At 50.3% G+C, this 23,073-nt stretch carries 20 protein-coding genes; 7 read left to right on the top strand and 13 right to left on the bottom strand.

Annotation, left to right across the window (positions count from 1 at the left end):
- Positions 1 to 273: 273 nt before the first annotated feature.
- The 7 genes from LACZS1_RS02030 (at position 274) to LACZS1_RS02000 (ending at position 7,825) form a co-directional block, all read left to right on the top strand.
- Positions 274 to 2,067: a BglG family transcription antiterminator gene (locus tag LACZS1_RS02030; RefSeq protein ID WP_070650364.1), complete on the top strand. Its 1,794-nt coding sequence runs from the start codon at positions 274 to 276 to the stop codon at positions 2,065 to 2,067.
- Positions 2,052 to 3,092, top strand: coding sequence for a M20/M25/M40 family metallo-hydrolase (locus LACZS1_RS02025; protein ID WP_070650365.1), 1,041 nt, complete (start codon positions 2,052 to 2,054; stop codon positions 3,090 to 3,092). The genes LACZS1_RS02030 and LACZS1_RS02025 overlap by 16 nt, the downstream gene beginning before the upstream one ends.
- Positions 3,093 to 3,185: 93 nt before the next feature.
- Positions 3,186 to 3,503, top strand: a complete 318-nt coding sequence (locus tag LACZS1_RS02020; protein WP_010492771.1) for a PTS lactose/cellobiose transporter subunit IIA — start codon at positions 3,186 to 3,188, stop codon at positions 3,501 to 3,503.
- Positions 3,504 to 3,581: 78 nt separating this feature from the next.
- Positions 3,582 to 3,920, top strand: coding sequence for a PTS sugar transporter subunit IIB (locus LACZS1_RS02015; RefSeq protein WP_010492769.1), 339 nt, complete (start codon positions 3,582 to 3,584; stop codon positions 3,918 to 3,920).
- Between the two features lie 198 nt (positions 3,921 to 4,118).
- The gene (locus LACZS1_RS02010) at positions 4,119 to 5,444 is read left to right on the top strand and encodes a PTS sugar transporter subunit IIC (protein WP_070650366.1); all 1,326 of its coding nucleotides are present in this window, start codon (positions 4,119 to 4,121) and stop codon (positions 5,442 to 5,444) included.
- 94 nt (positions 5,445 to 5,538) lie between these two features.
- Complete coding sequence (locus LACZS1_RS02005) at positions 5,539 to 6,618, top strand: M24 family metallopeptidase (RefSeq protein ID WP_070650367.1); 1,080 nt, start codon at positions 5,539 to 5,541, stop codon at positions 6,616 to 6,618.
- Positions 6,605 to 7,825, top strand: coding sequence for a MalY/PatB family protein (locus tag LACZS1_RS02000; protein WP_070650368.1), 1,221 nt, complete (start codon positions 6,605 to 6,607; stop codon positions 7,823 to 7,825). Before LACZS1_RS02005 ends, LACZS1_RS02000 begins: the two co-directional genes overlap by 14 nt.
- Before the next feature lie 113 nt (positions 7,826 to 7,938).
- Here LACZS1_RS02000 and LACZS1_RS01995 read toward each other — a convergent pair whose 3' ends face one another.
- The 13 genes from LACZS1_RS01995 to LACZS1_RS01935 form a co-directional block, all read right to left on the bottom strand.
- Positions 7,939 to 9,171: a DUF2325 domain-containing protein gene (locus tag LACZS1_RS01995; RefSeq protein WP_070650369.1), complete on the bottom strand. Its 1,233-nt coding sequence runs from the start codon at positions 9,169 to 9,171 to the stop codon at positions 7,939 to 7,941.
- Positions 9,172 to 9,545: 374 nt separating this feature from the next.
- Positions 9,546 to 9,926 carry a PTS sugar transporter subunit IIA gene (locus tag LACZS1_RS01990; protein ID WP_010492747.1) on the bottom strand — a complete coding sequence of 127 codons (381 nt, stop codon included), beginning with the start codon at positions 9,924 to 9,926 and terminating at the stop codon, positions 9,546 to 9,548.
- Positions 9,927 to 10,066: 140 nt separating this feature from the next.
- Entirely contained in the window at positions 10,067 to 10,888 is an 822-nt protein-coding gene (locus LACZS1_RS01985; protein ID WP_010492745.1) for a PTS system mannose/fructose/sorbose family transporter subunit IID, read from the bottom strand.
- Entirely contained in the window at positions 10,875 to 11,786 is a 912-nt protein-coding gene (locus LACZS1_RS01980; RefSeq protein ID WP_025013260.1) for a PTS mannose/fructose/sorbose/N-acetylgalactosamine transporter subunit IIC, read from the bottom strand. The genes LACZS1_RS01985 and LACZS1_RS01980 overlap by 14 nt, the downstream gene beginning before the upstream one ends.
- A 12-nt stretch (positions 11,787 to 11,798) precedes the next feature.
- Positions 11,799 to 12,281, bottom strand: coding sequence for a PTS sugar transporter subunit IIB (locus LACZS1_RS01975; RefSeq protein ID WP_010492740.1), 483 nt, complete (start codon positions 12,279 to 12,281; stop codon positions 11,799 to 11,801).
- Between the two features lie 4 nt (positions 12,282 to 12,285).
- Positions 12,286 to 14,082, bottom strand: a complete 1,797-nt coding sequence (locus LACZS1_RS01970; RefSeq protein WP_070650370.1) for a glycoside hydrolase family 35 protein — start codon at positions 14,080 to 14,082, stop codon at positions 12,286 to 12,288.
- A gap of 100 nt (positions 14,083 to 14,182) precedes the next feature.
- Positions 14,183 to 15,343 (bottom strand): N-acetylglucosamine-6-phosphate deacetylase, encoded by a 1,161-nt coding sequence (gene nagA, locus LACZS1_RS01965; RefSeq protein WP_070650371.1) that lies wholly within the window; start codon positions 15,341 to 15,343, stop codon positions 14,183 to 14,185.
- 76 nt (positions 15,344 to 15,419) lie between these two features.
- Positions 15,420 to 16,601: an SIS domain-containing protein gene (locus tag LACZS1_RS01960; protein ID WP_070650372.1), complete on the bottom strand. Its 1,182-nt coding sequence runs from the start codon at positions 16,599 to 16,601 to the stop codon at positions 15,420 to 15,422.
- Between the two features lie 13 nt (positions 16,602 to 16,614).
- The gene (locus LACZS1_RS01955; protein ID WP_047107725.1) at positions 16,615 to 17,331 is read right to left on the bottom strand and encodes a GntR family transcriptional regulator; all 717 of its coding nucleotides are present in this window, start codon (positions 17,329 to 17,331) and stop codon (positions 16,615 to 16,617) included.
- 616 nt (positions 17,332 to 17,947) lie between these two features.
- Entirely contained in the window at positions 17,948 to 18,919 is a 972-nt protein-coding gene (manA, locus tag LACZS1_RS01950; RefSeq protein WP_070650373.1) for a mannose-6-phosphate isomerase, class I, read from the bottom strand.
- A gap of 273 nt (positions 18,920 to 19,192) precedes the next feature.
- Entirely contained in the window at positions 19,193 to 20,635 is a 1,443-nt protein-coding gene (locus LACZS1_RS01945; protein ID WP_047107727.1) for a PTS fructose transporter subunit IIC, read from the bottom strand.
- A gap of 18 nt (positions 20,636 to 20,653) precedes the next feature.
- Positions 20,654 to 21,109 carry a PTS sugar transporter subunit IIA gene (locus LACZS1_RS01940; RefSeq protein ID WP_070650374.1) on the bottom strand — a complete coding sequence of 152 codons (456 nt, stop codon included), beginning with the start codon at positions 21,107 to 21,109 and terminating at the stop codon, positions 20,654 to 20,656.
- Positions 21,102 to 23,036, bottom strand: a complete 1,935-nt coding sequence (locus LACZS1_RS01935) for a BglG family transcription antiterminator (RefSeq protein ID WP_070650375.1) — start codon at positions 23,034 to 23,036, stop codon at positions 21,102 to 21,104. The genes LACZS1_RS01940 and LACZS1_RS01935 overlap by 8 nt, the downstream gene beginning before the upstream one ends.
- Between the last annotated feature and the right edge of the window lie 37 nt (positions 23,037 to 23,073).

Here is a 23,073-nt window from a genome sequence, read left to right as displayed (position 1 = left end):
CTGGCCTCGCGATGATTTTTCAGCTAACGACGCTGGTCTATCATAAAATTAAATCGTTCAAGTCTAAAAAAGACGACTAAGCCTCCTCTTGCAATTCGCACAATTGATTGCAACGGGGTACTTGGTCGTCTTTTTTGAAAATAATCATTAAGCGACTGCCACAACCCCGCCATTTTTGCCATGCCAATTTGCAAAAGTGGGGCTTTTGGCAGTCGCTCATTTCCGGCATAATAGCATTATCGTTGAAAGCGCTTACGGATTGGGGGAACTTACTTGCGTGAACACATGATTATTCAGGCACTACAAGCAAACGGTGCGATGTCCGCAGCCGCGTTAGCCGAGACGATTGGGGTGTCGCGGCGAACATTGCAAAATGATTTACGGTTATTGAATCGTGATGCGACCGGTTTTCAGATTTGCTTTCAACGTGGTCGCGGTTATCAACTCCAGGTGACAGATTCGCAACTGCTGACGGATTATTTAGCTGCCATGAAGCAGCAAGCGCAACCACAGATGCCCGCCAAAAGAATTCCGGAGTTGTTGCGTCTCTTGTTGACAACGACGCAATATCTCACGGTCGCCACGCTGGCGGAAACCCAGCAAATCAGTCCCAAGCAGTTGCAACGTGATTTACGGGAGCTGGATAAACTTCTTGTCGGCACGCCGCTGACCTTAGAACGCAAAGCACATTATGGCGTGCGGGTGTGCTGCCACTGGCAAAGTCGGATTCTGGCCTTGCAGCAATATGGGCTACCACCACAACACTCAACACTCACGCAACAAGTGCAACCACTAGGACTGGATCCACCGGTAACGGCCCAGTTTGCCAGTGAAATCGGCTGGTCGTTGGCCGTCACCGGTCAGCAACCACAACCTGCGCCTGACGATGCGCCATTTTCGGATGTGGTGACCGACATCCGTTTGGGGACAGAAGCCTGGCAATTTTTAACTGTCAGTTTTGCGGCAAAACGCAAACAACTGACTACCCGACTGGATCATGATCGGCTAAAAGCTAAACTTCAGGCTTACTTCACGGCATTGGATGAGCGCCACGCGACAAACTTCGCCACGCATCCGGAATTCTTGTCACTCATGTACTTCCATGTCCTGGCATTGATTGGCCGGCTACAGGAGCACCAAAGTCTGGCGGGCCTGAATCTGGAACCATTAGCGCGAGATTACCCGATCGCGTTTAACTGGGCGGTCCAATTTGCGCAGTGGCTAAGTCAGGAATATCAAATCGACGTCCCCAAAACCGAAATCGGCTACCTCACAACCCACCTGTTGGTACCGCTGGAGCAGGCGCATGAAAAATGGAGCCGCGGCGGCTACCGAATTGCGGTCGTGTGCGGTACCGGCGGCGGGATTGCGACGCTTTTGTGCTTACGCTTACGGCGAATTTTTCCTGAAGCCATGATTCAGACATTCGGACTTAACGAGTTAGCCGCGATTCATGAGTTATCGCCAGACTTGTTGTTTACAGTGACCGCCTTAAACGAATCATTTGACTGCCCGGTGATCCGGATTGACGAAGTTGCTTCGGATCTGGACTTTGCGCATTTGCGTCACGAATTATCGGTCGCCTCCCGCCACAATGCGACAGCGTCACTGGCTGACTTATTGGTCCCATCGCTATTTTTCCAGCAGCTGACACCAACTGATTATCGCAGCCTGCTGACCACCGTCACCGCGACAATGGCCGAGTATTGCGGGCAGGCGGACTATGCGGCGTCGGTGCTTCAGCGGGAAGACTTTCTACCGACCATCTATGATAATGGCATCGCGATTCCGCATCCTTTGTCATTCAATGCCAAGAAAAATGCCGTCGCCGTCATCCTTTTGCCAAATGGCGCCACGAACACGACCCGGTCGGTGCAGCTTGTCTGGCTAATCGCCTTGAAACAGGATCAACTCCCCTTGCATCGTACGTTAACCATGCAACTGGCAGCCTTAATGCAAAAGCCGGACGTCATCAATAAACTGGCTCAGCAAACCGAATTTTCGTCATTTCACCAGATCTTGCGCACAGCGCTGGAAGGAGCGGAAACAACATGGATTTACAATTAATGGCTGCGTTAAGCAATGCCGACGCAATCGCATCCAACGAAGGCGAAGTGCGCAACGTTTTACGCCATTATTTAGCACCGTATGGCTTTGCCACCCAGACAGATGGTCTTGGGAGTCTGATTTTTACCAAAAGAGCTGCCAAACCGCAGTTCTCCGTCATGATTTATGGCCACATGGATGAAGTCGGCTATATGGTCCGGACGATCACACCTGAAGGCCTCTTACGCTTGATGGTTGTCGGCGGGGTTAAACCTGCCGCCAGTCACTGGCAAAGCGTTCGGGTCACGACGGCTGCCGGAGAAAAACTGCCGGGCATGGTCATTCGCGATGAATCGCTGCCCGCCTTTGATCAAGTATTGTGCGATGTCGGCGCCAATACGGCTGATGAAGTCTCCGCACTGGGCATTAACATCGGCGACATGGTCACCTTTGCGACCGAATTCAGCGAATATGCCGCGGAAGGCGTTTTTGGCGGTAAAGCATTAGATGATCGGCTCGGTTGTTATGTCGGTGCCCGGCTTTTGACAGAGCTTGCCGATGAAGCGCTGCCATTCACGTTACATTTTGCCGCAACCAGCAGTGAAGAAGTCGGCATTCGCGGTGCCAAAACTGCCACCCAATTGATTCAACCAGACCTGGCTTTCATTGTGGATGTCGCGACTTTTCAACATCCCCGCGAGCGCAGCGAAGTGAACCAGCGTCAAGTCGGTAAGGGGCCGATCCTCACGCACTTTGATCGCACGTTAGCGCCAAATCGCCAACTGCAACAATTCGTCAAAGAGACCGCAGCTGCGGCTTCCCTGCCACTGCAATTGGACATGTTTAATGGCGGCGGTACCGATGGCGGTGAGGCGCATAAAGTCGGCGCCGGCATTCCGACAGTCGTGACTATTTTGCCGTGCCGCTATGGCCACTGTGCCCAGTCGCTCGCCCAAGCAGCCGATGTTGATCACATGGTCGCCTTGTATGCTGCCATGTGCCGGCAAATGTCATTGCAGCTGGTCGAAGCTGCCCACACTTTTTAGCCCCACCGATGACGGCTCTCAGTCGTCCTAATTCCTAGTGATAAAAATCCTGCCAGCCGCGTTACTACTGCTGGCATTTTAAAGGAGCGTTTTATGGCAACCACCCAGGAACTTGAAATTATGCAACTCATTGCGAACGCCGGTGAAAGTAAAACCAAAGCGTTCGAAGCGCTGGCTGCGGTGAAAACACGCGACTTTGACCGCGCGCGCAATTTGTTGGCGGAGTCTAAAGAAATTGATGTCGCCGCTCATAATGCCCAAACGGCCATGATCAGTCGAGAATTCGACCCTGATCAGACACCCGAACCGGTCAACTTGCTCATGGTCCACGCCCAAGACCACTACATGACCAGTCAGCTGGCACGGGACTTGATTGAGACATTAATAGAAATCTTCGAAAACAGAACGTAAACCAGCTCAATAAACATATTTCAAAACAAAAAATTGCTATGCCAATTCCCAACACTCAAAAATAGGAGGAACTTCCAAATGCGAATTCTTTTATGCTGTGCCGGTGGCTTTTCCACCAATATGTTGATGCAAAATATGGCCAAGGTTGTGAAAGACAGCCGTAAGCTGAATGAAGCGGATTTTCACTTCAACGCCATTCCCGTTGATGGTCTGGAGGACGAAATCGATAACTATGACATTGTTTTGGTTGGGCCGCAAATCGGTCACAAAACCGGCTACATTAGCGAAATCTGCGAACCGCGGCACATTCCTTATGCCGTGATCGACAAGGATGTTTACGGTCAAATGGATGGTGCGACTGTGATGAAGCTGGCGCTGGTGACACATGCCAAATACCAGAAGAAGCACGCCGGTTAATACTTAGCACTGTGCGTTTGTCGGCTTAAATTCTGGGCTGGCTCACGCTCACCATAACGCGTTCGCCAGCCCAGAAACCTGCGTGTAAGGACCTCGGGCGCAATGGTCAAAGACCGGCCATCACGCCCGAGGCCACTTACACTCCGGTTTCTAACCGGGCTGGCTCACGCTCACACCACGAGAGGAGTGAATCCCGCGATGTTTAACAAGTTTGAAGCGTTTATGAATCGTTTTTTCATGCCGATTGCGCATAAGGTGGACAATCAGCGCCACCTAAGCGCGATTAAGGCTGGGATGGTGGTGATGACGCCTTTTACCATTCTCGGTAGTATTTTCACCATCATTCCGGCATTACCGAATATGCTCGGACCTAAGAATGTTGTTTCGCAGTTCATTACTAGCAACGCCGCACTGTTTGATTTACCGGTCAAGCTGTCCATTGGCATGATCGGGCTATATGCCTGTTTGTCCATTGCCTACAACCTCGGTAATCATTACAAACTCTATATTCCTGGATGCGTCACCTTGTCTGGCTTTGCCTTTTTGATGATGGTTGCCACCTTCAACAAAGCCGGCCAATTAGATGTCGCCAACCTTGGCGCTCGCGGACTGTTCACCGGGATGCTGGTCGCTTTGCTGACGGTGGAACTGTATCACTGGTGCAAAACGCATCACCTGACGATCAAAATGCCTGAAGGGGTGCCGGATTTCGTATCCCGTTCATTTGAGCTGATTCCGGTCACCCTCATTACCGGGGGCGCGTTCATTGCTGGCCGGTTTGCGTTCTTAAACATAGCTGGTGAGTTGCCGCCAAGCATTTTGACCCGCTTCTTGGCACCACTGGTCGGCAGTATGGACAATCCGTGGGCCGTCTTAGCCCTGAATTTTGCGATCTGTACCGTCTTTTTCTTCGGCATCCACTCATCGGTTTTCTCACCGATCACCAGTCCGATTATGGTCACATTCATCGCCGAAAACATTGCCGCGATGAATGCCGGCGAAGCCATTCCCCATTTTTACACAGCCGGCGCGGTTTCCAGCTTCTTCGGCTTTACCGGCTGCGGCATCTCAATCGGCTGCGTAGTTGCCTGCATGTTGTCCAAGAGCAAGCGCTATCGGAAAATCGGTAAAATTTCCCTATTCCCGGCTTTATTCGGGATCAACGAACCGATCCTTTTCGGCGCACCGATCATCCTGAACCCGATCATGTTCATTCCGCACGTTTTCGGTGGGGCCATCATCGGCACGTTACCGATGTTCTTCATGCATTGGGGTTGGATTGCCAAACCGATCTTCAACCCACCTTATGTCGGCGTTTTCCTAGAAGGTTTCTTAACCAACGGCGACTACCGCACGATTTTAGCCAACGCCTTGCAACTGGTCTTGGCGGTCGCACTTTACTGGCCATTCTTTAAGGTGATGGAACGCGTTGAATTACGCGATGAAGCCAAAAAAGCCGCCCAAAAGTCAATCTTTTCAAAAGAAGACGAAGATACCTTGGCTGGGTTGGATCTCGACTTTTAATCAGCCGGGTTTGCGGAAAATAGATGTTGCTAAGGGTGCCGCTTGATAGATGTGCACCCTTTTTTCAAAGGCACGTATGAATGAGAGGAAAAGAATGAGTCACTTAACCAAGTTACAAAAGACTCTGGAAACCGAAGCATTAGATGCTTTGCTGTTGCATGATCGGCCAAGCAAACGCTATGTCGGCGCATTACCGGGCAGTGGCGTATATGTGATGATCACGCCAACGCAGGCACTGCAGCTTCACGACGGACGTTACCGTGCTGAAGCCGCCGATACCCAAGGATTTACGAATGTTGAAGTCCCTCAAGGCAGTTATTTGCCCCAATTGATCGACTGTTTAAAAACGCAAGGCAGTCAGCACATCGGTCTGGTCAGCGGCGGTTTTTCGATCGCGGAGTATCAAGCATTAGCGACCCACAACTGGACGCTTACGCTTGCCGACGATCTCGTGGCGCGGCAACGGGCGGTCAAAGATGAAGCGGAAATCGCTGCGGTAACTGCTGCTTGTGCGGTCACAGACACCATTTTTGCGCAACTCTTACCGCATATTCGGCCAGGGGTCAGTGAACAAACGCTCAGTGCTTGGCTGCATTTTTACGCGCTGGAAGCAGGGGCGTCAGCGATGGCGTTTGACCCGATCATCGCTAGCGGCCCGCGGGGAGCATTTCCGCATGGCCGGCCCACTGCTCGGCGTTTGGAGGAAGGCGAGCTGATCACGGTTGACTTCGGCGTGGTTTTTGACGACTATCAATCAGATATGACGCGGACGCTTAGCATCGGTTCGCCTCCCCCGGAACTTGCGGCAGTACATGAAGCTGTGCTCACTGCTCAGCAAACCGCGATCGCCGCCATCAAGCCGGGGATGCAGGGCCGCGAAGTTGACGCAATCGCGCGCGGTGTTTTGACGGCTGCTGGCTATGGCGACTGCTTCACCCATGGTCTCGGCCATGGACTGGGACTTGGCGGTGACCAGCCGATTCTCAACCCGCGCAGCCAGATGATCTTGCAGCCTGGCATGATCGTGACGGTCGAACCAGGCGCCTATTTGCCTGGCATTGGTGGGGTGCGAATCGAAGACGATGTGGTGATCACCGCAACCGGTGTCCGTGTTTTGAACCAAACACCGCGCCACTTAACTCAACTGGAGGTAGTGGAAAATGAGCCAGTTTGACACCCTTTTTGACCGCAAAGCCGGCAACGCGCGCAAGTGGGCTGATCAGGTGCTCGCTGAAAAATTCGGCCTAACGCCAGATGCGATTCCCATGGATTTGGCCGATTTAGACTTTCCAGTTGCTCCGCCGATTCACCAAGCTATGATGGCCCGGGCGGCAGTGCCAGACTACAGCTATACCTATATTCCTGAAGCTTTTTACACCGCCGTCATCGCCTGGAATGCCCGCCGATTCGGGCTTAAGCTCGAAAAAGACTGGATCAAGCTGAGCTACGGCACCGTTCCGACGCTGCACTATCTGGTTCAAGCCTTTACGTCACCTGGTGAAGGGGTTTTAATTAACACCCCTGCCTACGATCCTTTTGCCGAAGCGGTTCAAAACAACCACCGCCAGCTCGTGACCAGTCCGTTGGTGCTTAAGGAAGGCCAGTACTTTTTTGACTACACCGATATGGCGACCAAAATGCAACGCCCTGACGTCAAGCTGTTCATTCTCTGCAGCCCGCAAAACCCCTCCGGACGCGTCTGGACAGCAGCGGAATTGGCAAAAGTCGCTGAGCTGTGCCGGCAACATCACGTTTTACTGGTCAGCGATGAAATTCACCGCGATATTGTTTATCCCGGCGTCAAATTTACCAGCATTTGGCAGGCAGATCCGGCGATTCAGTCGCAAAGCATTCTCTGCTTGTCACCTAACAAAGCCTTTAATTTAGGCGGTCTGAAGACATCCTACGTGGTCATCCCAGATGCAGCAATTCGGGCGCGACTCAGTCAACAATTCAGCGCCAACTCAATCACCTCACCCAACAGTTTTGCCGTTCCGGCGCTCATCGCTGCGTACACAGACTGTGACGCCTGGTTAGATGAAATGGTCGCTTATGTCGCCACCAACTTTGACTATTTAACAAAGCGTCTCACCGCCATTCCCGAGATGAAGGTGATGCCAGCCGAATCCGGTTTTCTGGCTTGGATCGACACGCACCGACTTTTTCCTGACGAAACCAGCATGAAACAGTTCTTCACCGCGGCTGATTTATCCTGCGTTGTCGGCAGTTATTTTGTCGCAAACGGCGACGGCTTTGTCCGCCTCAACATCGGCATGCCGCGCCCATTGCTCAAGGAAGCAGTGGATCGCATCCTTGCCACCTATGCCAAGTGGCCGACGATGAAAAAAGGCACTTGTAAAATCGCCCGAATCACAGAATAATGACAAAAAATGGATCCTAGGAGACGTAATTCAGTCCCGCTAGGATCCATTTTTTGCGCTTGTGATTAATTAATGACGCTGAGCACTCGCCATCATTCAGCAAGCAAAGCTAACTATGCTTCATAATCCATCACTGGTGCCTTAGCTTCGTTGGGAAAATGCCGCTTGTACCATTGAAGCATGTTGCGTTCATTGGTGTTCTTAGCCATCCAGATCGGCTTGCCGATGCGTTTAGCTTCATCTTTGGCGGCAAACATCTGGCCATGATCGACAAAGTCAGTCGGCACGATCACCATATCGGCTTTTTGAACTTTCTTTTTTAACATCGCGTTGGAGTCTGAACGCGGTGAGAGAATCAGCTTGCCGCCGCGTTCCTCAACATTGCGCTTAACTTTACGCGGCATGCCGGAGTTTTCAATGCAGACGAGTAATAGTTGTTTGTTGGCAAATACCTGCTGTAGTGCGCGTTGCTTCCGTTTGGCCGGTTTATTGACCGTAGCTTTGTATTGCGTTTGACGACTCGCAGCCGTTTCATGATTAGGCTCCGTATCGGTTGCTTTGGCAAACTTTTGCTTCATGCGGGTCGCAACTGCGGCCGAATTCGTGTAGCGCCAAATGATTTTCCCGTCAATTTCCTGACCGCGGCGATAAGCATAGTCGATGTAGTCACCCGGTTTCAGCTTAAATAGCATCACATCATAATCACCTAAAAGCAATTGTTGGGTAGTTTCATGCTCTGGCGATTTAAATTCAATGTACCAACGCTTCACATCTTGGCGGAAGACGGCAGGCAGAAACTTCAGCCGCACAATGTCGGTCGGCAAAGGATCACGCTTCAGTGTCGTCATTTTATAATTCACTGAATCGCCATCTTTATATTCATCCGCTCGCACCCAATCGCCGTTTTCCGGTGGGTTCGACATTTTATGTAACTTACTTTCAGAGACTTTAATGGAACCGACATGGCCACCATTCAAATCCAAATGGAACCGGCCAATATACGATTTGTGATTATTCAGCCAGTGCTCTGACAACAATGGCACTTCAGGCTCGCTGCTGACTTTAGGCTGTTGCGGCACCTGCTCGTGTTTTTCTACTAGCGTGGTGACAATCGGTTTTGGAGTCGGTGCCTCAATAGTCTTTTCTTCAGAAGTTGTTGCTGGTTCTTGCTTAGTAGGTGTCTCAGACGGCGTTGCAACAAAATCGATTGCAGCGACATCATTGAGGATTTTGAGCAAATCTTGAATATCTTGAGTTGTTTTCTGAATATTTTGGGTCGTTAATTCAGCCGTTTTAGCTGTCACCTGGTGCTTGAGCAATTCAATGATCTTTAGTTTGTCATCCATTCAGATACCTGCTTTCATTTTAAAAGTGACTTTCTCCATTGTACTGTTATTGAAAAGATTACAAAAGCATTCTACCTTAAATTTTTCAAAAAAATGTGATGTCTTCAATAAGGTCAACTCAATCGTGTCATTTCGTCCATCATACTCGCAAAAACAGCACCCGCATACCGCCAATTATGCATCGCGGCATGCGAGTGTTGATCATGGTCACTTTTTATCATCTGTCCGGGGATGAATGTTCAACTCGCGGGCAAGATCATATTCAAATAATTCATAGCCACCCATGGCATCGTGAACTTCACTATTGATAAATGAGACATGAAAAAAGCCCGCATCCAACCGGATACAGGCTCTCCTCAGTCATTCAAAACTGACTAGTGCTTCACGATATCGTTGATATAAACCACGCCAGCTTTACCATCGCCTAGCAGATCAGGCTTCATGTCCAGCATCTGGGCATTCAAGTAGCTGATGACCATTGGCAGGTTCATGCCGGCATAAAGGTCGAAGTTGCCGCCTTCTGCCAACACCCGGGCAGCGACATTGTTGGGGGTGCCGCCTTTGAGATCGGCTAGCACGGTAACATCATCGGCCCCTTCGATTGCGGCTTTGAACTTGGCTTGAAAATCTTCAGGTCCTTCGTTCGGCAGCAACGCAACTGTCGCGATATCATCTTGTGGTCCCATGATCATTTCGGCACTCTTTTTGAGTTCCTCGCATAACTGACCATGACTGATTAAAACTAATTTGCTCATCTCGTAAAACTCCTTTAACATGCGCCGGTCCAACCGACCGCGGTTCATGATGATTTAAAATCGCATGACTGTTTAATGATACCTGCAATCAGATATGGCTGGAGCAGCTCATGCTTACAACTAAAACTTTACGTACTTGATTAGCCTTTTGCAATGACACCCAAGGCGGACAGTGCAATGGATACGAACAAGACGATGAAGATTGCCCGAGTCGAGGTCATGTGCTTACGGCCAAGCAGCCAGTAGATGGCACCCACGATCAAAGCTGGTAACAGCTTAGGAATAATCATATCCGAATACTTCTGGAAATCCAATGGCACATTGCCGATCTTTGGTGCAAAGGCGAACTTAACGTTAATCATGGTTGCAACCAACGCGCCAACCATGAAGACCCCCATGATCGTTGCGGCGTTGGTCAAAGCCGCCAGCCGATGCGACATGGTGGTAACTAAGGAAACCCCTTCGTTATACGCAATCCGTAACTGTTTCCACCGGAAGACCATGATGGCAACTTGGGCGGCGATCCAGATGAACACCCCAACTGGGTTACCTTCTTGTGCCATGTTAGCCGCAATGGCCCCGAAAATGGCAGGAATCAAAGCAGCGAAGATTGAATCCCCAATGGAAGCGAAGGAACCCATTAACCCGGTTTTCATACCAACGACGGTTTCTTCGCCGGCGATACCTTCTTTTTCTTCGACTGACAAATCAATCCCGGTGATGATGGTGTTGAAGAAGTTAGACGTGTTGAAGAACTGCGTGTGCGTCTTCATCATTTTCTTCAGTTCAGGTGTGCCATCACCATAAATCTTCCGCAGTTGTGGCAGGATCGTGTACAAGTAACCTGATGCCTGCATTCGTTCGTAGTTCCAACCCAACTGGAAGCCGAACAAGCTACGCCGATTAATCTGCCGGAAATCTTTATCCGTTAATTTGTAAGTGGGTTTATTAGAGTTCATCATCGGTGATTTCCCCCTCTTCATTGGTATTCTTCTTCGGTGCAGAACCGCTTTCACCGTTACCGCCGCCAGTGCTATCGTGCAGTGCTGTTGACTGCTGGTAAGCAATCGCAGCAAAGGCAAAGGCAATGAACGCCATCGCTAACATGGACAAGCCATTGAAGTTTGCCGTGAATTTCTTGGTAACTTCAGTCATCGCCGTACCCAGCATCTGGACACTGCCAAACAGCGTTGTGAAAAGCATCGTGAAGGTAAACCCAAGGAATAGATAAGCAAAATGCTTCTTAACTGGCAGGTAGTGAAGCAGGATCGCAAACCCGACAGCCGGCAGAACCGCGCCGGCAGTCGTGAGCCCGTCGCCTAACCATTTCCAACTTGTATTCAAGACATGTGCCACGTTGGTAACAAAGCCGCCACCAAAGGAAAGCGCCAAACCAACCGGAATCATCCGTGACAGTGCCCATGGAAGTGCACCGGCAAGGAAGTAACGTTCGATACCTTTGTAGTTATATTCGTCAACCATCTTATCAATCCGATGTGCAAAGAAGGTGTTGGCAAAACGTGCTAAGATATCGGTCTGAATCATGATACTTGCAACCGGAACCGCAATCGCAGCAACCGCTGCAGCCGGCTTCATCCCTGAACTAACGGAGAAAGCCGTTGCCAGAATCGTCCCGGAGTTGGCATCAATTTTAGATGCACCACCGAATGTGCCGACCCCTAAAACCATCAACTGAACGGACGCACCGATCATCAAACCGGCTTTCATATCGCCCATGACTAAACCTGATACTAATCCGGCAAAAACTGGTGAACTCATGGCTGAATAAATTTGCAGTTCATCAAGGATTTGATAACCTGCATATAATGTTAAAAGTGCTATTTGCCACCATGCAATCATTGTTGACTCCCCCTATCCTTTTTTGAGCAGCGTCATGAAATCTGCTGCGGGATCCCCCGGAACCATTTGTGCAATCAAGTGAACACCAGCGGCATCCAGCTTCTTGAAGGTCTCAACGTCATCATCAACCACATTGATTGACTTGGTAATGGACCGAGTCTGATCCGTCTGAGACATATTGCCGACGTTCAATTCTTTAATCGGCACGCCAGCTTCGACTAAGGCCAAAAATGTTTCCGGCCGCTTTGCGACAATGAAAACCCGCTGGGAATCATATTTGTGGTTCAAAATGTGGTTAGCCGCGGTCTTAACATCCAGAACTGACAACCGAACCGTCTCCGGGGTTGCCATCCGCAACCCACTCTTATCGATGTCACTCTTGGAAGCTGCCTCATCGACAACGATAATTCTGGTCGCACCCAGTTTGGTGGTCCAAAGATTGGCAACCTGGCCATGGACCAGGCGACCATCAATACGTGCTGCAATAATAGCCATTTTTTTACTCCTCCTCTTCATCCGGTTCTACAAATATCGGGTGGTCAGCCATTTTCAAGCTTTCGGCATAGCGGCCTTCGGTTTCAAACACGATGACCTCATTTTGTCCGGCGTGCAGGAGTCCCGCTGGCACATACAGTGACAACGTGGGTCCCTTCTCCCAGAACCTGCCGACATTGACACCATTAACCAGCATCACTCCTTTACCGAATCCGCGACAATCCAGATAAGTATCGTGCGGCTCTGTCAGATCAAACGTGTATTTGTAAAACGCCGGCGTTTCAGACTGCCAATCTTTTGAAAAGTCTAGTTCTGGCGCCTGATTCAGGTCCAGCGGGTACTGCTGATAACCCTTGATAAAATGCAGATCAACCATGACACCGGTCCGAATGCCTTTGAACTGGGTAATGGCCTCGATTTTGGCACCGTAGTTAACCCGGCTCATGTTTTCGACCAACAAATCAAGCTGGTGATGGCCTTCAACCTGTGGCAACAAAATGTCATCGCCTATGGCTTCCTGATATTGGGTCGCCAACCAGTGCTGATCCAAATACGCTTGAACCCGATCGCGGGCATCAATCACCCTTAATTTAGCTGGCGTTCCTTTGTCAGTGCCGCTAATCAACGGCTGCGCGCGATACAAGGTATAGCCGGTATACTGGCCCAAAAACTCTTGGGTTTGCGGATAAGCAGCTGCGACCGGCTTAGCAAGCTGATCAAGCACCGCAAACAACGAAACCTTAGCCGTCAGCGGATGTTCAGCCGGTGCCATAGTCTGTTTGATCAGTGGCTCGGCTTGCTGAATGTCCGGTAAGACCTCATGAAGCATTTTTTGAATGGCAAAATACTTCGGCGTGGGATTACCTTGTTCATTGAGCGGTGCATCGTAATCGTAAGAAGTCACCTGAGGCAAGTCGTGATCCTTACGTGCAGAGGTACCGTTCATGAACCCGAAATTGGTGCCACCATGAAACATGTAAAGATTGACACTGCCGCGCTCAATGACCGCCCGTAAATCTTCGGCGGTTTCGTCAGGATCGCGGCGAATGATCGGCTCGCCCCAGCGATTGAACCAGCCATCCCAAAATTCCATACACATGAGCGGCCAATCCCGTCCGTGCGCCTGATGAAACGCAGCCAGTCGATCAAAGTTCTTATCGGCTGCCGAACCAAAGTTACCAGTTGCCAGAATGCCATCGTTGATCATACTGCCGGCATTTAGTGTCGCTGGCCACGGTCCGTCTGAGGTGAATAACGGCACATCGACACCATGTTTCTTCATCAATTCGGCAAGCGCCGCCAAGTAATCGTGGTCTTCGCCATATGAGCCGTACTCATTTTCTACCTGCATCATCAAGACGTTGCCGCCATGGGTGACTTGATGATTAACCAGATGCGGCATCAACGCAGCGTAATAGCGATCAATGGCCTGCAGATAATTTGGGTCATCGGTGCGCAACCGCATGGACTTGGTCAACAGCCACGCCGGAAATCCACCGAATTCCCATTCGGCACAAATATACGGTGACGGACGAACAATCGCGTACAGCCCAAGATCTTCAGCCACATCTAGAAAATGTTCAATATCGAGGATGCCGCTAAAATCAAACTCGCCTTCGCGATACTCATGCAAGTTCCACGGCACATACGTTTCTACCGTGTTAAAGCCCAGTGCTTTCAGGTTATACAAACTGTGATACCAATCGTCTTGATGAACCCGGAAGTAATGAATTGCGCCAGATAAGATCTTGAACGGCTTGCCGTCCAGCATAAAATCATGCCCGATCGAAAAAGTCGTCATGAAGGCCTGGCCCCCTTTCACTCATAACAGCTGTCCTGCTAACACTCTTCAGTTTCACACATTAATCCCGATTTTCACAGGTTTTGTGTCAGATAATCTCTCATGCTTCGGCTTGATAAACCATTTTGCCGTCTAAATACGTGGCCTGCAGCGTCAAATCGGTATCCAGGACCAGATAGTCAGCCGCGCGACCCGGTAAAATGCTGCCGCACTGACCATCAATGTTGCATGAAGCAGCCGGCGTTTGGGTTGCCATCCGAATGATCGCTTCCGGTGTCGCCGCATTCCATGTCAGCAAATTTGTCAATGCATCTTTCAATTCCAACACGGAACCGGCTAGACTGTCGCCATCTTTCATGCGTGCCATACCGTCTTTAACATAAACCGGGAATTCACCCAAGACATAATCGCCATCCGGCATCATGCCGGCCCGCATACAATCGGTGATCAGCGCGATATGTTCCGCCCCTTTTAACCGAATTAACGTAGTGGCTACTTCTGGCCGTACATGGTGACCGTCGCAGATCAACTCGTCGTCAACGCCTTGCAGGTACATCGCGGCACCGACCATGCCGGGCTCCCGATGATTCAACGGACTCATGCCATTAAACGTGTGGGTGAAGACTGACGCACCGACATCAACACAAGCCTTTGCCTGTTCAAACGTGGCATCGCTGTGGCCTAATGCGACCACAGTTCCGTCAGCAGTCGCATACCGCGTAAAGGCAACGGCACCATCACGTTCCGGTGCAATGGCAATCTTTTTCAAGAGACCATTTGCCGACGTTTGCCAGGCATCGTATTCTTTTTCACTCGGATTCTTAAAATACTTAGGATTCTGCGCACCCTTGTGTTTGGTGGTGAAGTACGGGCCTTCAAAATAGATGCCTTGGATCTTGGCGCCGGTTTCTTCCCCAGCATGTGCGGCGATGGTTTTGCAGACGTCGTTCAGCTGGTCGAATGAACCGGTCAAAGTGGTCGGCAGCCAGCTGGTGACGCCGGCTTTTACCAAGTTCTGGCTCATTGTCTCAATGCCGTTCCAATCGTTGTCCATCACATCATGACCCAGAAGGCCGTGAATGTGCGTATCGACCAGCCCCGGCGCGATCAGCTTACCGGGTTGTTCCACGATGTCGCCATCCGGCTTGGCATTTTCCGGCAGATATTCGCCGAATTCTCCGTCATCGGTAATTTCCAGATAGCCGCCAATTTCAGTCGCATGTTTAAGGAAAAACTTTGCGGCGTGAATGTAATAACTCATGAACATTTGCCTCCCAGTTTAAGCGATGCAACCCGACACGATTTTCTTGCCGACTTGCACCATGACAACGCCAACCTTATTCCTGACCTGAATAGTCGTGCAGGATAACCCCTTTGACCACTCGATTAACGGTTCCGGTCGGTGATGGGGTGTCAGGTAAGTTGCCAACCTTGATGGAAGCCAAAAGTGCCAAAGTCTGGGCAAACATCACGTCTGGCAAAGCCTGATAACCTTCAGGCAGATCTTTTAGGCCATTTTCAAAATAGAAGCCCTCGCCTGAAAAGTTCTGGTCTTGCTTGGTGCCAACTGCCATGACGGATGGGGCAATCTTGTCGCCTTTGACTTCTTCAAGCACATCAATGTCATATTGACGGGTATAAGCATTGTTGCTGACAAAGTCGAACAGCAAGGTCTTGTCATTCACAAAGCTCTTAGGACCGTGGCGGAAGCCCATTGACGTGTCAAACATCGTGGCGTATTGACCGGCCGTCAGTTCCAAAACCTTCAACCGCGTTTCCCGGGTTAAACCACCGAGACTGCCGGAGCCCAGATAAACGATGCGTTCGAAATCACGATTGATGACGTTTTGAACTTCAGCTTCGCGATCGACGACTTCTTGGCCCATTGCAGCGATCGCCTTGACCCACTGTTGTTTGTCGGCGTCACTAGCGGTATCAAATACTAATAATGCGCTCAATGTCATGCAGGAGAAGCTGCCAGTCATCGCAAAGCCCTTGTCGTTAGAGCCAGCCGGTTGCAACAGCAGCAACGTCTTTTCTTCGCTGGCGGATTTCTTAGCCAACTGACCTTCAGGCGCACAGGTAATGCTGATTTGATAGAGGTTGTGCACTACTTGTTCGGCTAATTCGACTGTCTTCAGGCTTTCTGGTGAGTTGCCGCTACGAGCAAAAGAAACCAGAATCGTTGGTGTGTCGGCTTCCAAAAAATCATACGGTGCTGACACGATGTCGGTCGAACCGATTGATTCAAACACAAACTTGCTGCGATCGCCATGTGCCCGCAAATACGGGGTTACCGTGTCGCCAACATATTGGGAGCTCCCGGCACCAGTGAAAATAACCCGAACCGGCTTGCCATTAGCGGCATCCGTTACTTGTTTCAAGAAAGCAGTGATCTTTTCTTTGTCACGGGTGTAATTATCAAATGCTTCTTGCCACAGTTCCGGCTGCTGTTTAATCTCCGCTGTCGTAATCTGTGCGCCTAATTTGGTTAATTCTTCAGTTGTCTTTTCAAACAAATTATCCATCCTCCTAGTGATTAACATGATGAACGTGATAAACAAATTGATCAGCCCGCGCCACGCTCAAGGTATACTCGACGATTTCGCCAGTGTCTGCAAAAGTCGTCCGCCGAATGTTCAAGCACGCCGATGCCGGCGCAACCCGGAGCAACTTGGCGTCTTCCGGTGAAACCAAGCCGGCGAAGAACGCTTCGTCAACCGAGGCAATATGGATGCCGTAGTGCTCTTCCAACCAGTCATACAACGGTGACTTGGCCAAGGCGTCTTTTTCAAGATCCGGCACGGTTAACGCCGGTAAGTAACTGCGCTCGATCATCATCGGTAACTTGTCCGCAATTCGCAGCCGATCCAATACATACACCGGCGTCCCGGGATCGATGCGCATCCGCTTGGCAATATTTGCCGGTACCGCGATTTTTTCTAGCCGCTGAATCTTGGTCACGGGTTGGCGATCCATGGCTAGCATCTGTTTGGTAAAACTGTACGAGCCGCTGACATCGGTTCGCTCGTCGAATCGTTCCGCCACAAACGTTCCTTTACCGGTACTGCGATAAATAAAACCGCGTAGAAACAATTCGTTCAGCGCTGACCGAACCGTGTTTCGGCTGACATGGTACAGTTCGCTAAGATCCCGCTCGGACGGCAACTTGTCATTGGGCTGAAGTTTTTCTTTGATAAATGTCTCCAGCTGATTTACCAGCTGTTTAGTCAACGGAACCTTTTCCATATCCTCACCTCCACGTGGTACCAACCACTTAGCGGTATATGCGCTTGCACTTCTGATTGTCAACGGAAACGATCTAATTCTAATCTGGTGAATCTGCTTTTTTGATTTAACGTGGTCCATACCAGTCGTACGATCTTGTCATGAAAAGATACTACGGTCGCAAATATGCAGATTTTCTCTTGCTTAACCAACTGCTTGATATAAAAATATCAATACGAAAGCGTTCTCATTTTTGGTTAATTTTTTCGGGTGTTAATAAGGCTTTCAAATGCTTATAGGAAAGCAACTGTCAGACAATTCGCGACAGTAAAAAACGAACCCACCTCAAAATGTTGATGAGAGGTAAGTTCGTTGTTAATTTCTTCATTGGTAGTTTGTTGGTATTACTAGATCCTAGTGCCAAGGCGGAGCAATCGGAGGCCAGATGGGGATCAGCCGTGGAATTGTTGTTGGTGGGGCGCTCTTTGCCCCGCCTACAACAAGGCCGATCTTTGAAACCGCGGTTTTTGCGGGTTCAAAGTCGTGCCCACAGCTCTAGCTTCGCGTCGCCACCCTAGCTGGCCGGAGATTGCGGAGTTTGGCACGACCTGAGATTGATTGGCCCGTCGCTTTCTAATTAAGCGTCCGCACCCGGTGTCGATGTAACAATAGCCAGCTTTCCAGTGAACTGCCATGCCTTGATTTGGTTAGGAATCAGGAAGCTGTCACCGGTTTTGATCGGATAATCCTGGCCATCTGCCGTGAAGGTGCCTTCGCCTTCGAGAACAGTGACATTGGTATAAGGTGCTTGCTGGGTAAACGGCATCGTGCCGTCAACATCCAAGCGATAAACGGCAAAATGTGGCGACAACGGTGGCTTGACAAAGGTCGTGATCTGGCCGCCTGGTACTTGCTGTTTGGTAATATCCAGCTTAGGATCCTGGAACGGCACGGTGGTCACGTCAAGGCTTTGCTTGATGTGCAGCTCGCGCTTATGGCCTTGATCGTCGGTTCGGTCATAATCGTACAGCCGATATGTCGTATCCGAACTCTGCTGGGTTTCCAAAGCGACAATCCCCTTGTTAAGCGCATGGATCGTCCCGCTTGGCACATAGACAAAATCACCAGTCTTAACCGGATATTTGCGCAACAGATGCTCCCAATCGCCGGCCTCGATCATGTCCTTCAGTTGCTCGCGCGTCTTGGCATGATGACCGTAAATCAAGTAAGATCCCGGATCAGCTTGCAAAATATACCAGCATTCGGTTTTACCCAGCTCGCCCTTGGCCTCATGGGCAGCTGCGTATGCGTCATCCGGATGCACCTGCACACTTAAGCTCGCTTCGGCATCCAGAATTTTCACCAAAAGCGGAAATTCCTGACTATGTTGCGGTCCGAAATAAGCCGGGTCTTCGTGCCATGCCTCACGCAAGGTTTTGCCTTTGAGCGGCCCGTTTTCGATTGTCGCCGGTCCATGCGGATGCCCTGAGATAATCCAGGCTTCACCGATTTTACCGTCCGGGATATCAAACCCGTATTCTGTTTTAAGTTTGCGCCCACCCCAAATTTTAGGATTAAAGTATGGTTTCAAAAATAATGGTTCTGTCAAAAGATCCACTTCCTTTTAGTCACGTTTACCAGCAGTTCGCTGTGTCATAACTGCTTTTCCTGCTATCGACTCCCATTATACACGATTGCTCTAGGCCAATCATCCGGTATCGCGTGCTCCCCTTCATCAAAATAGCGCATTATCATTTTTTAAAATTAACCAAACTCGTTAATTGGTTCAACGTTTCATCACAATTAACTACTAAGATGATCTTTGGTGTTTGAAAACACTGACAGCCCGCTACGCAAGAGATGCGCAGCGGGCTGATTTGCGTTATTCAGCAGATGCCATGCTCTTTTGATGGGCAACGGCGCGCTGCTTGAGGAATACGATAATGGCGGTCGAGACAATGACCCCGATTAAAATTGACAGGAAGAATAAGCCTAAGTTGTTCGTCGCACCTAGCACACCGACAATTGGTCCGCCATGCGGCACGGCATCGGTAATGTGGAAGACCATTCCCACGGCACTGGCCACCCCGGAACCGATAATAATGCCCGGGAAGACTTGCTTAGGATGCGCGGTTGCTAACGGAATCGCGCCTTCAGTAATGCCGATCAGCCCCATCAAAATGGCCGATACACCAGCCGTCTTTTCTTCGTCGCTGGTCAATTCCGACTTGAACAATGTCGCAATCCCGGATGACAATGGCGGTACGGCAATGGCACAGGCAACGGCACCCATAATCTCAGGCGTGCCTGCAGTAATGGACGCAACCCCGAAAAGAAAGGCAACCTTGTTGATCGGACCACCCATATCAATCGAAACCATGGCGCCTAAAACAAGCCCTAAGACGACACTCGTGGACGGACTCTTGGACAAGAACGTCAACAGGTTTTGCAGTGCGGTCATCAACCAGGAAATCGGACTGCCCAGTAGATAGACAAACGCCGCACTGATAATCGCGGTACCAAGCAACGGGATGACGAAAATTGGCATCACGGCCCGCAGACTCTTAGGAATCGGCCAGGAGTTCATCCACTTGGTTAAATAACCAGCAGCATAACCAACCAGAATAGCGCCTAGAAAACCGGTTCCTGCTTTGGTGCCTAAAATGGCTGGGGTGTTAGAGACCATCGCGCCAACCATCGCTGGAGCCAAGGCCGCACGTCCGGCAATCGCATACGCAATAAAGCCTGCCAGAATCGGAATCATCAAGCTAAAGCCAATGTTGCCGATTTGATTCATCGTTGACCAAATTGTATTCGGGGCAACCACCATCCCTTTAGCGGTCGCGTGACCACCCAGCGCGATGGACAACGCAATAAATAAACCACCAATGACGACAAACGGAATCATGTGGGAAACCCCGTTGAGCAGTTGTTTAATCACTGGGCTTTGCTCATGTGACGTATCTTCAGCTTCGGCTGCTGCTGTTTCATCCTGATGCTGCTTTTCGCCAGTATAAACATCGGCATGCTTACCTTCATCGACTAACTTTTGCGGATCCTTAATCGCTTCCGCCGTCGTTGAAAAGACAACCCGCTTGCCGACAAACCGTTCCATGCCATCAATGGCAACATCAATGGCCAAGACAACAAAATCAGCAGCTTTAATCTCATCAGCGGTTAAACTATCTTCAGTGCCTGACGCACCTTGCGTTTCAACTTTAACTTTGTAACCGTCAGCCTGCCCGGTTTTCTGCAGCTTTTCGGCTGCCATATAGGTGTGGGCAATGCCAACCGGACATTTGGTAACACCAACAAAACTTGCCATCAAAAATTCCCCCTTATTTTATAAGACTTGATCCAGTACTTTGGTCATTTGCGAACCATCGTGCTGCGCGTCCTTCAAGGCTTTGATAAAATCATCATCCATTAACTTACGCGCCAGTTTCGACAACATTTTCAGATGCAACTTGTCCGCACCGTTTTGATCCGGCATTACTAGGACAATGGCGATCGAGACAGGCTGGCCGTCCAAAGAATCCCACGCAACAGGCTGTTTGAACGTCACAACGCCAACAAAAGGTTCGGTTAATCCGTTGACCTTGGCATGTGGAATCGCCACGCCGTTACCAAATCCCGTGCTGCTTTCGTCTTCGCGTGCAATCAAGTTGTCGCGCAACTCATCAGCTGAAATCGGACGATTCGTGCTTAAAATTGTCGCAATAGTTCCAAGTGCCGCGTGCTTCTCGGCGGGAACCGCAACATCTGTGTGAACATCGGTGGTGACATTAACTTCATTCAAATCCGTTCGCTCCTTTATGAACATATTCAGATAAGGTTTTTAACGCGCTGGCTGGGGTCGGACTTTGTGCCAGCTTTTCACAAAATAGACGATCATCAATCATTCGATTCATGACTTGGTAAATGCGGCGCTGATCGCCAGGTGCAGCCGCATTGAGTGCGAGGAAAAAGACCACTTTGACCTTCTGCCCAGACCAGTCGATGCCTTCTGGTGCCAGTCCAAGGGCAATTGCCGGACGCTGAACCATTTCCGGCGAGATATGGGGAATCGCGACGAGGCGCATCGCCGTTGTCGCGAGCTTTTCGCGATCTTCGGCCAGTTTCAGCGGCAACGTTTCGTCTTCAAACACACCGTTTTTTGTCAATTGCCGAATCATTGCCTGCATGGCCGCATGTTGCTCAGTCTGCGGCAAATTCGGCAAAACCAGTTTTGGATCTAACAGGCTGAGAAAAGCATCGCCATCTGTTCCAAAACGCAGGCGATCAGCTTGCTGCGCGACTTTTTCGATGTCATGTTGCAACAACAACGGATTCACGATCACCACTGGTTGGCGCATCCCTTGGATCGGCACCGTGCTGATAATCAACGTCTCGGGGATCGTTTGCCGCATCAGGTCTGCCAAGCCGATTGTCCGCGTGATGACTAGCTTTTCGCGGAAGCGTTCTTCCAAGCGTTGGGCAAGCAAACGGCTGGTCCCGACACCGCTGGAACAAACCACCACCGTTGAAATGCGATCTGCGGCATGTTGCCGTTCGAAGAAGGATTCGAAATGTAGGGCGAGAAAGCCGGACTCGTCATCGTTGAAAGTGACATGATAGTGTTTCGCAACGGCCATGCTCAGCTGAGCAGCCGCATCAAACGCCATTGGAAAATTGCGTTTGATCTCTTCCGTGTATGGATTGGGAATCGTCATACCCTGGGAAATCCGGGCCAGAGCGCCGCTGAGATGAACGCTTAAATCGTCCAGCAGCCGTGTGTCTGGCGATATCCCGGTTAGCCACCCGGCAATCTGCTGTCTAAGCACCGGTGCTGCCTGATCCTCAATACTTGCGGCCGGGGCATCACTGACCTGCCGATCCAGAATCGCTGCGATGTGGGCGTTGATCTGTTGCGCATCGGCATTATCCAGTGTCCGGTGCACATGCTTAGTCACTAGGGTTAATAATTGCTTGGTTTCCGGCAGCAGTGGCGCTGGGTGGACCGGTGCAGGCGCGGCTTTTTTGGGTCGCTCGCAAGCGATGATGAGATGAATGGCCAACGATTGCAGTGCATAATCTGAAAAGATCAAGTCTGACTGTTTCAGAAATTCAGCCAAGCTTTGCATAACCGCCTTGGTGGTCGCTGGATTGACTAAATGATTCAGATACGCCGGCAAATGAATCTGCTGGACCACCTCGCCGTCTTTTTGCTTGGCAACGGACAGGCTTTCACCCCAGTAACCGCGAAGTAATTTTGCCAACATATGGCGCCGCCGTGATTCGGAGGCTGTTACTTGGATACCGGTTCGGCTGGTTTGCACGGTTACGTGATTTTCTCGGAAGACTCGCTTGACGGACTTAAAGTCGTTGTCGATGGTGCGGCGACTAACAAATAGGTCGCCAGCAAGCTTGCTGAGGGTATACGGCCGATTGGTCAGCAACAACTTGATCATCAGATAATGCTCACGTGCTGTTTGCGAGGTGAACCCTTCCTGACCATGAATGCTGCGTAACAAATGGGCTTTTTGGTCGGCCGGTCCGTCTAAAGACACGCCGACATTGCGCTTACGCACCAGCTTGACGGCATAAGGCGCCAAATCTGCATCCAGCCGATTTAAGTAATTGCCAACTGTGCGCTCGGAAAATCCGGTCGCTTCGGCAATTTGATCGTAATGAACCGTGCCGTGCTTCAGTAAGAAGTCCAGAATCAACAGCTTTTTATCTTTCAAATTGCCGTTCCCCCTTTCCAATTAAAAAGTCTAGACC

Source organism: Lacticaseibacillus zeae subsp. silagei, assembly GCF_030770335.1.
Lineage (GTDB): Bacteria > Bacillota > Bacilli > Lactobacillales > Lactobacillaceae > Lacticaseibacillus > Lacticaseibacillus zeae.
The sequence above is the reverse complement of the archived record's forward strand: the minus strand, read 5'-3'. Positions and strand labels throughout refer to the sequence as shown.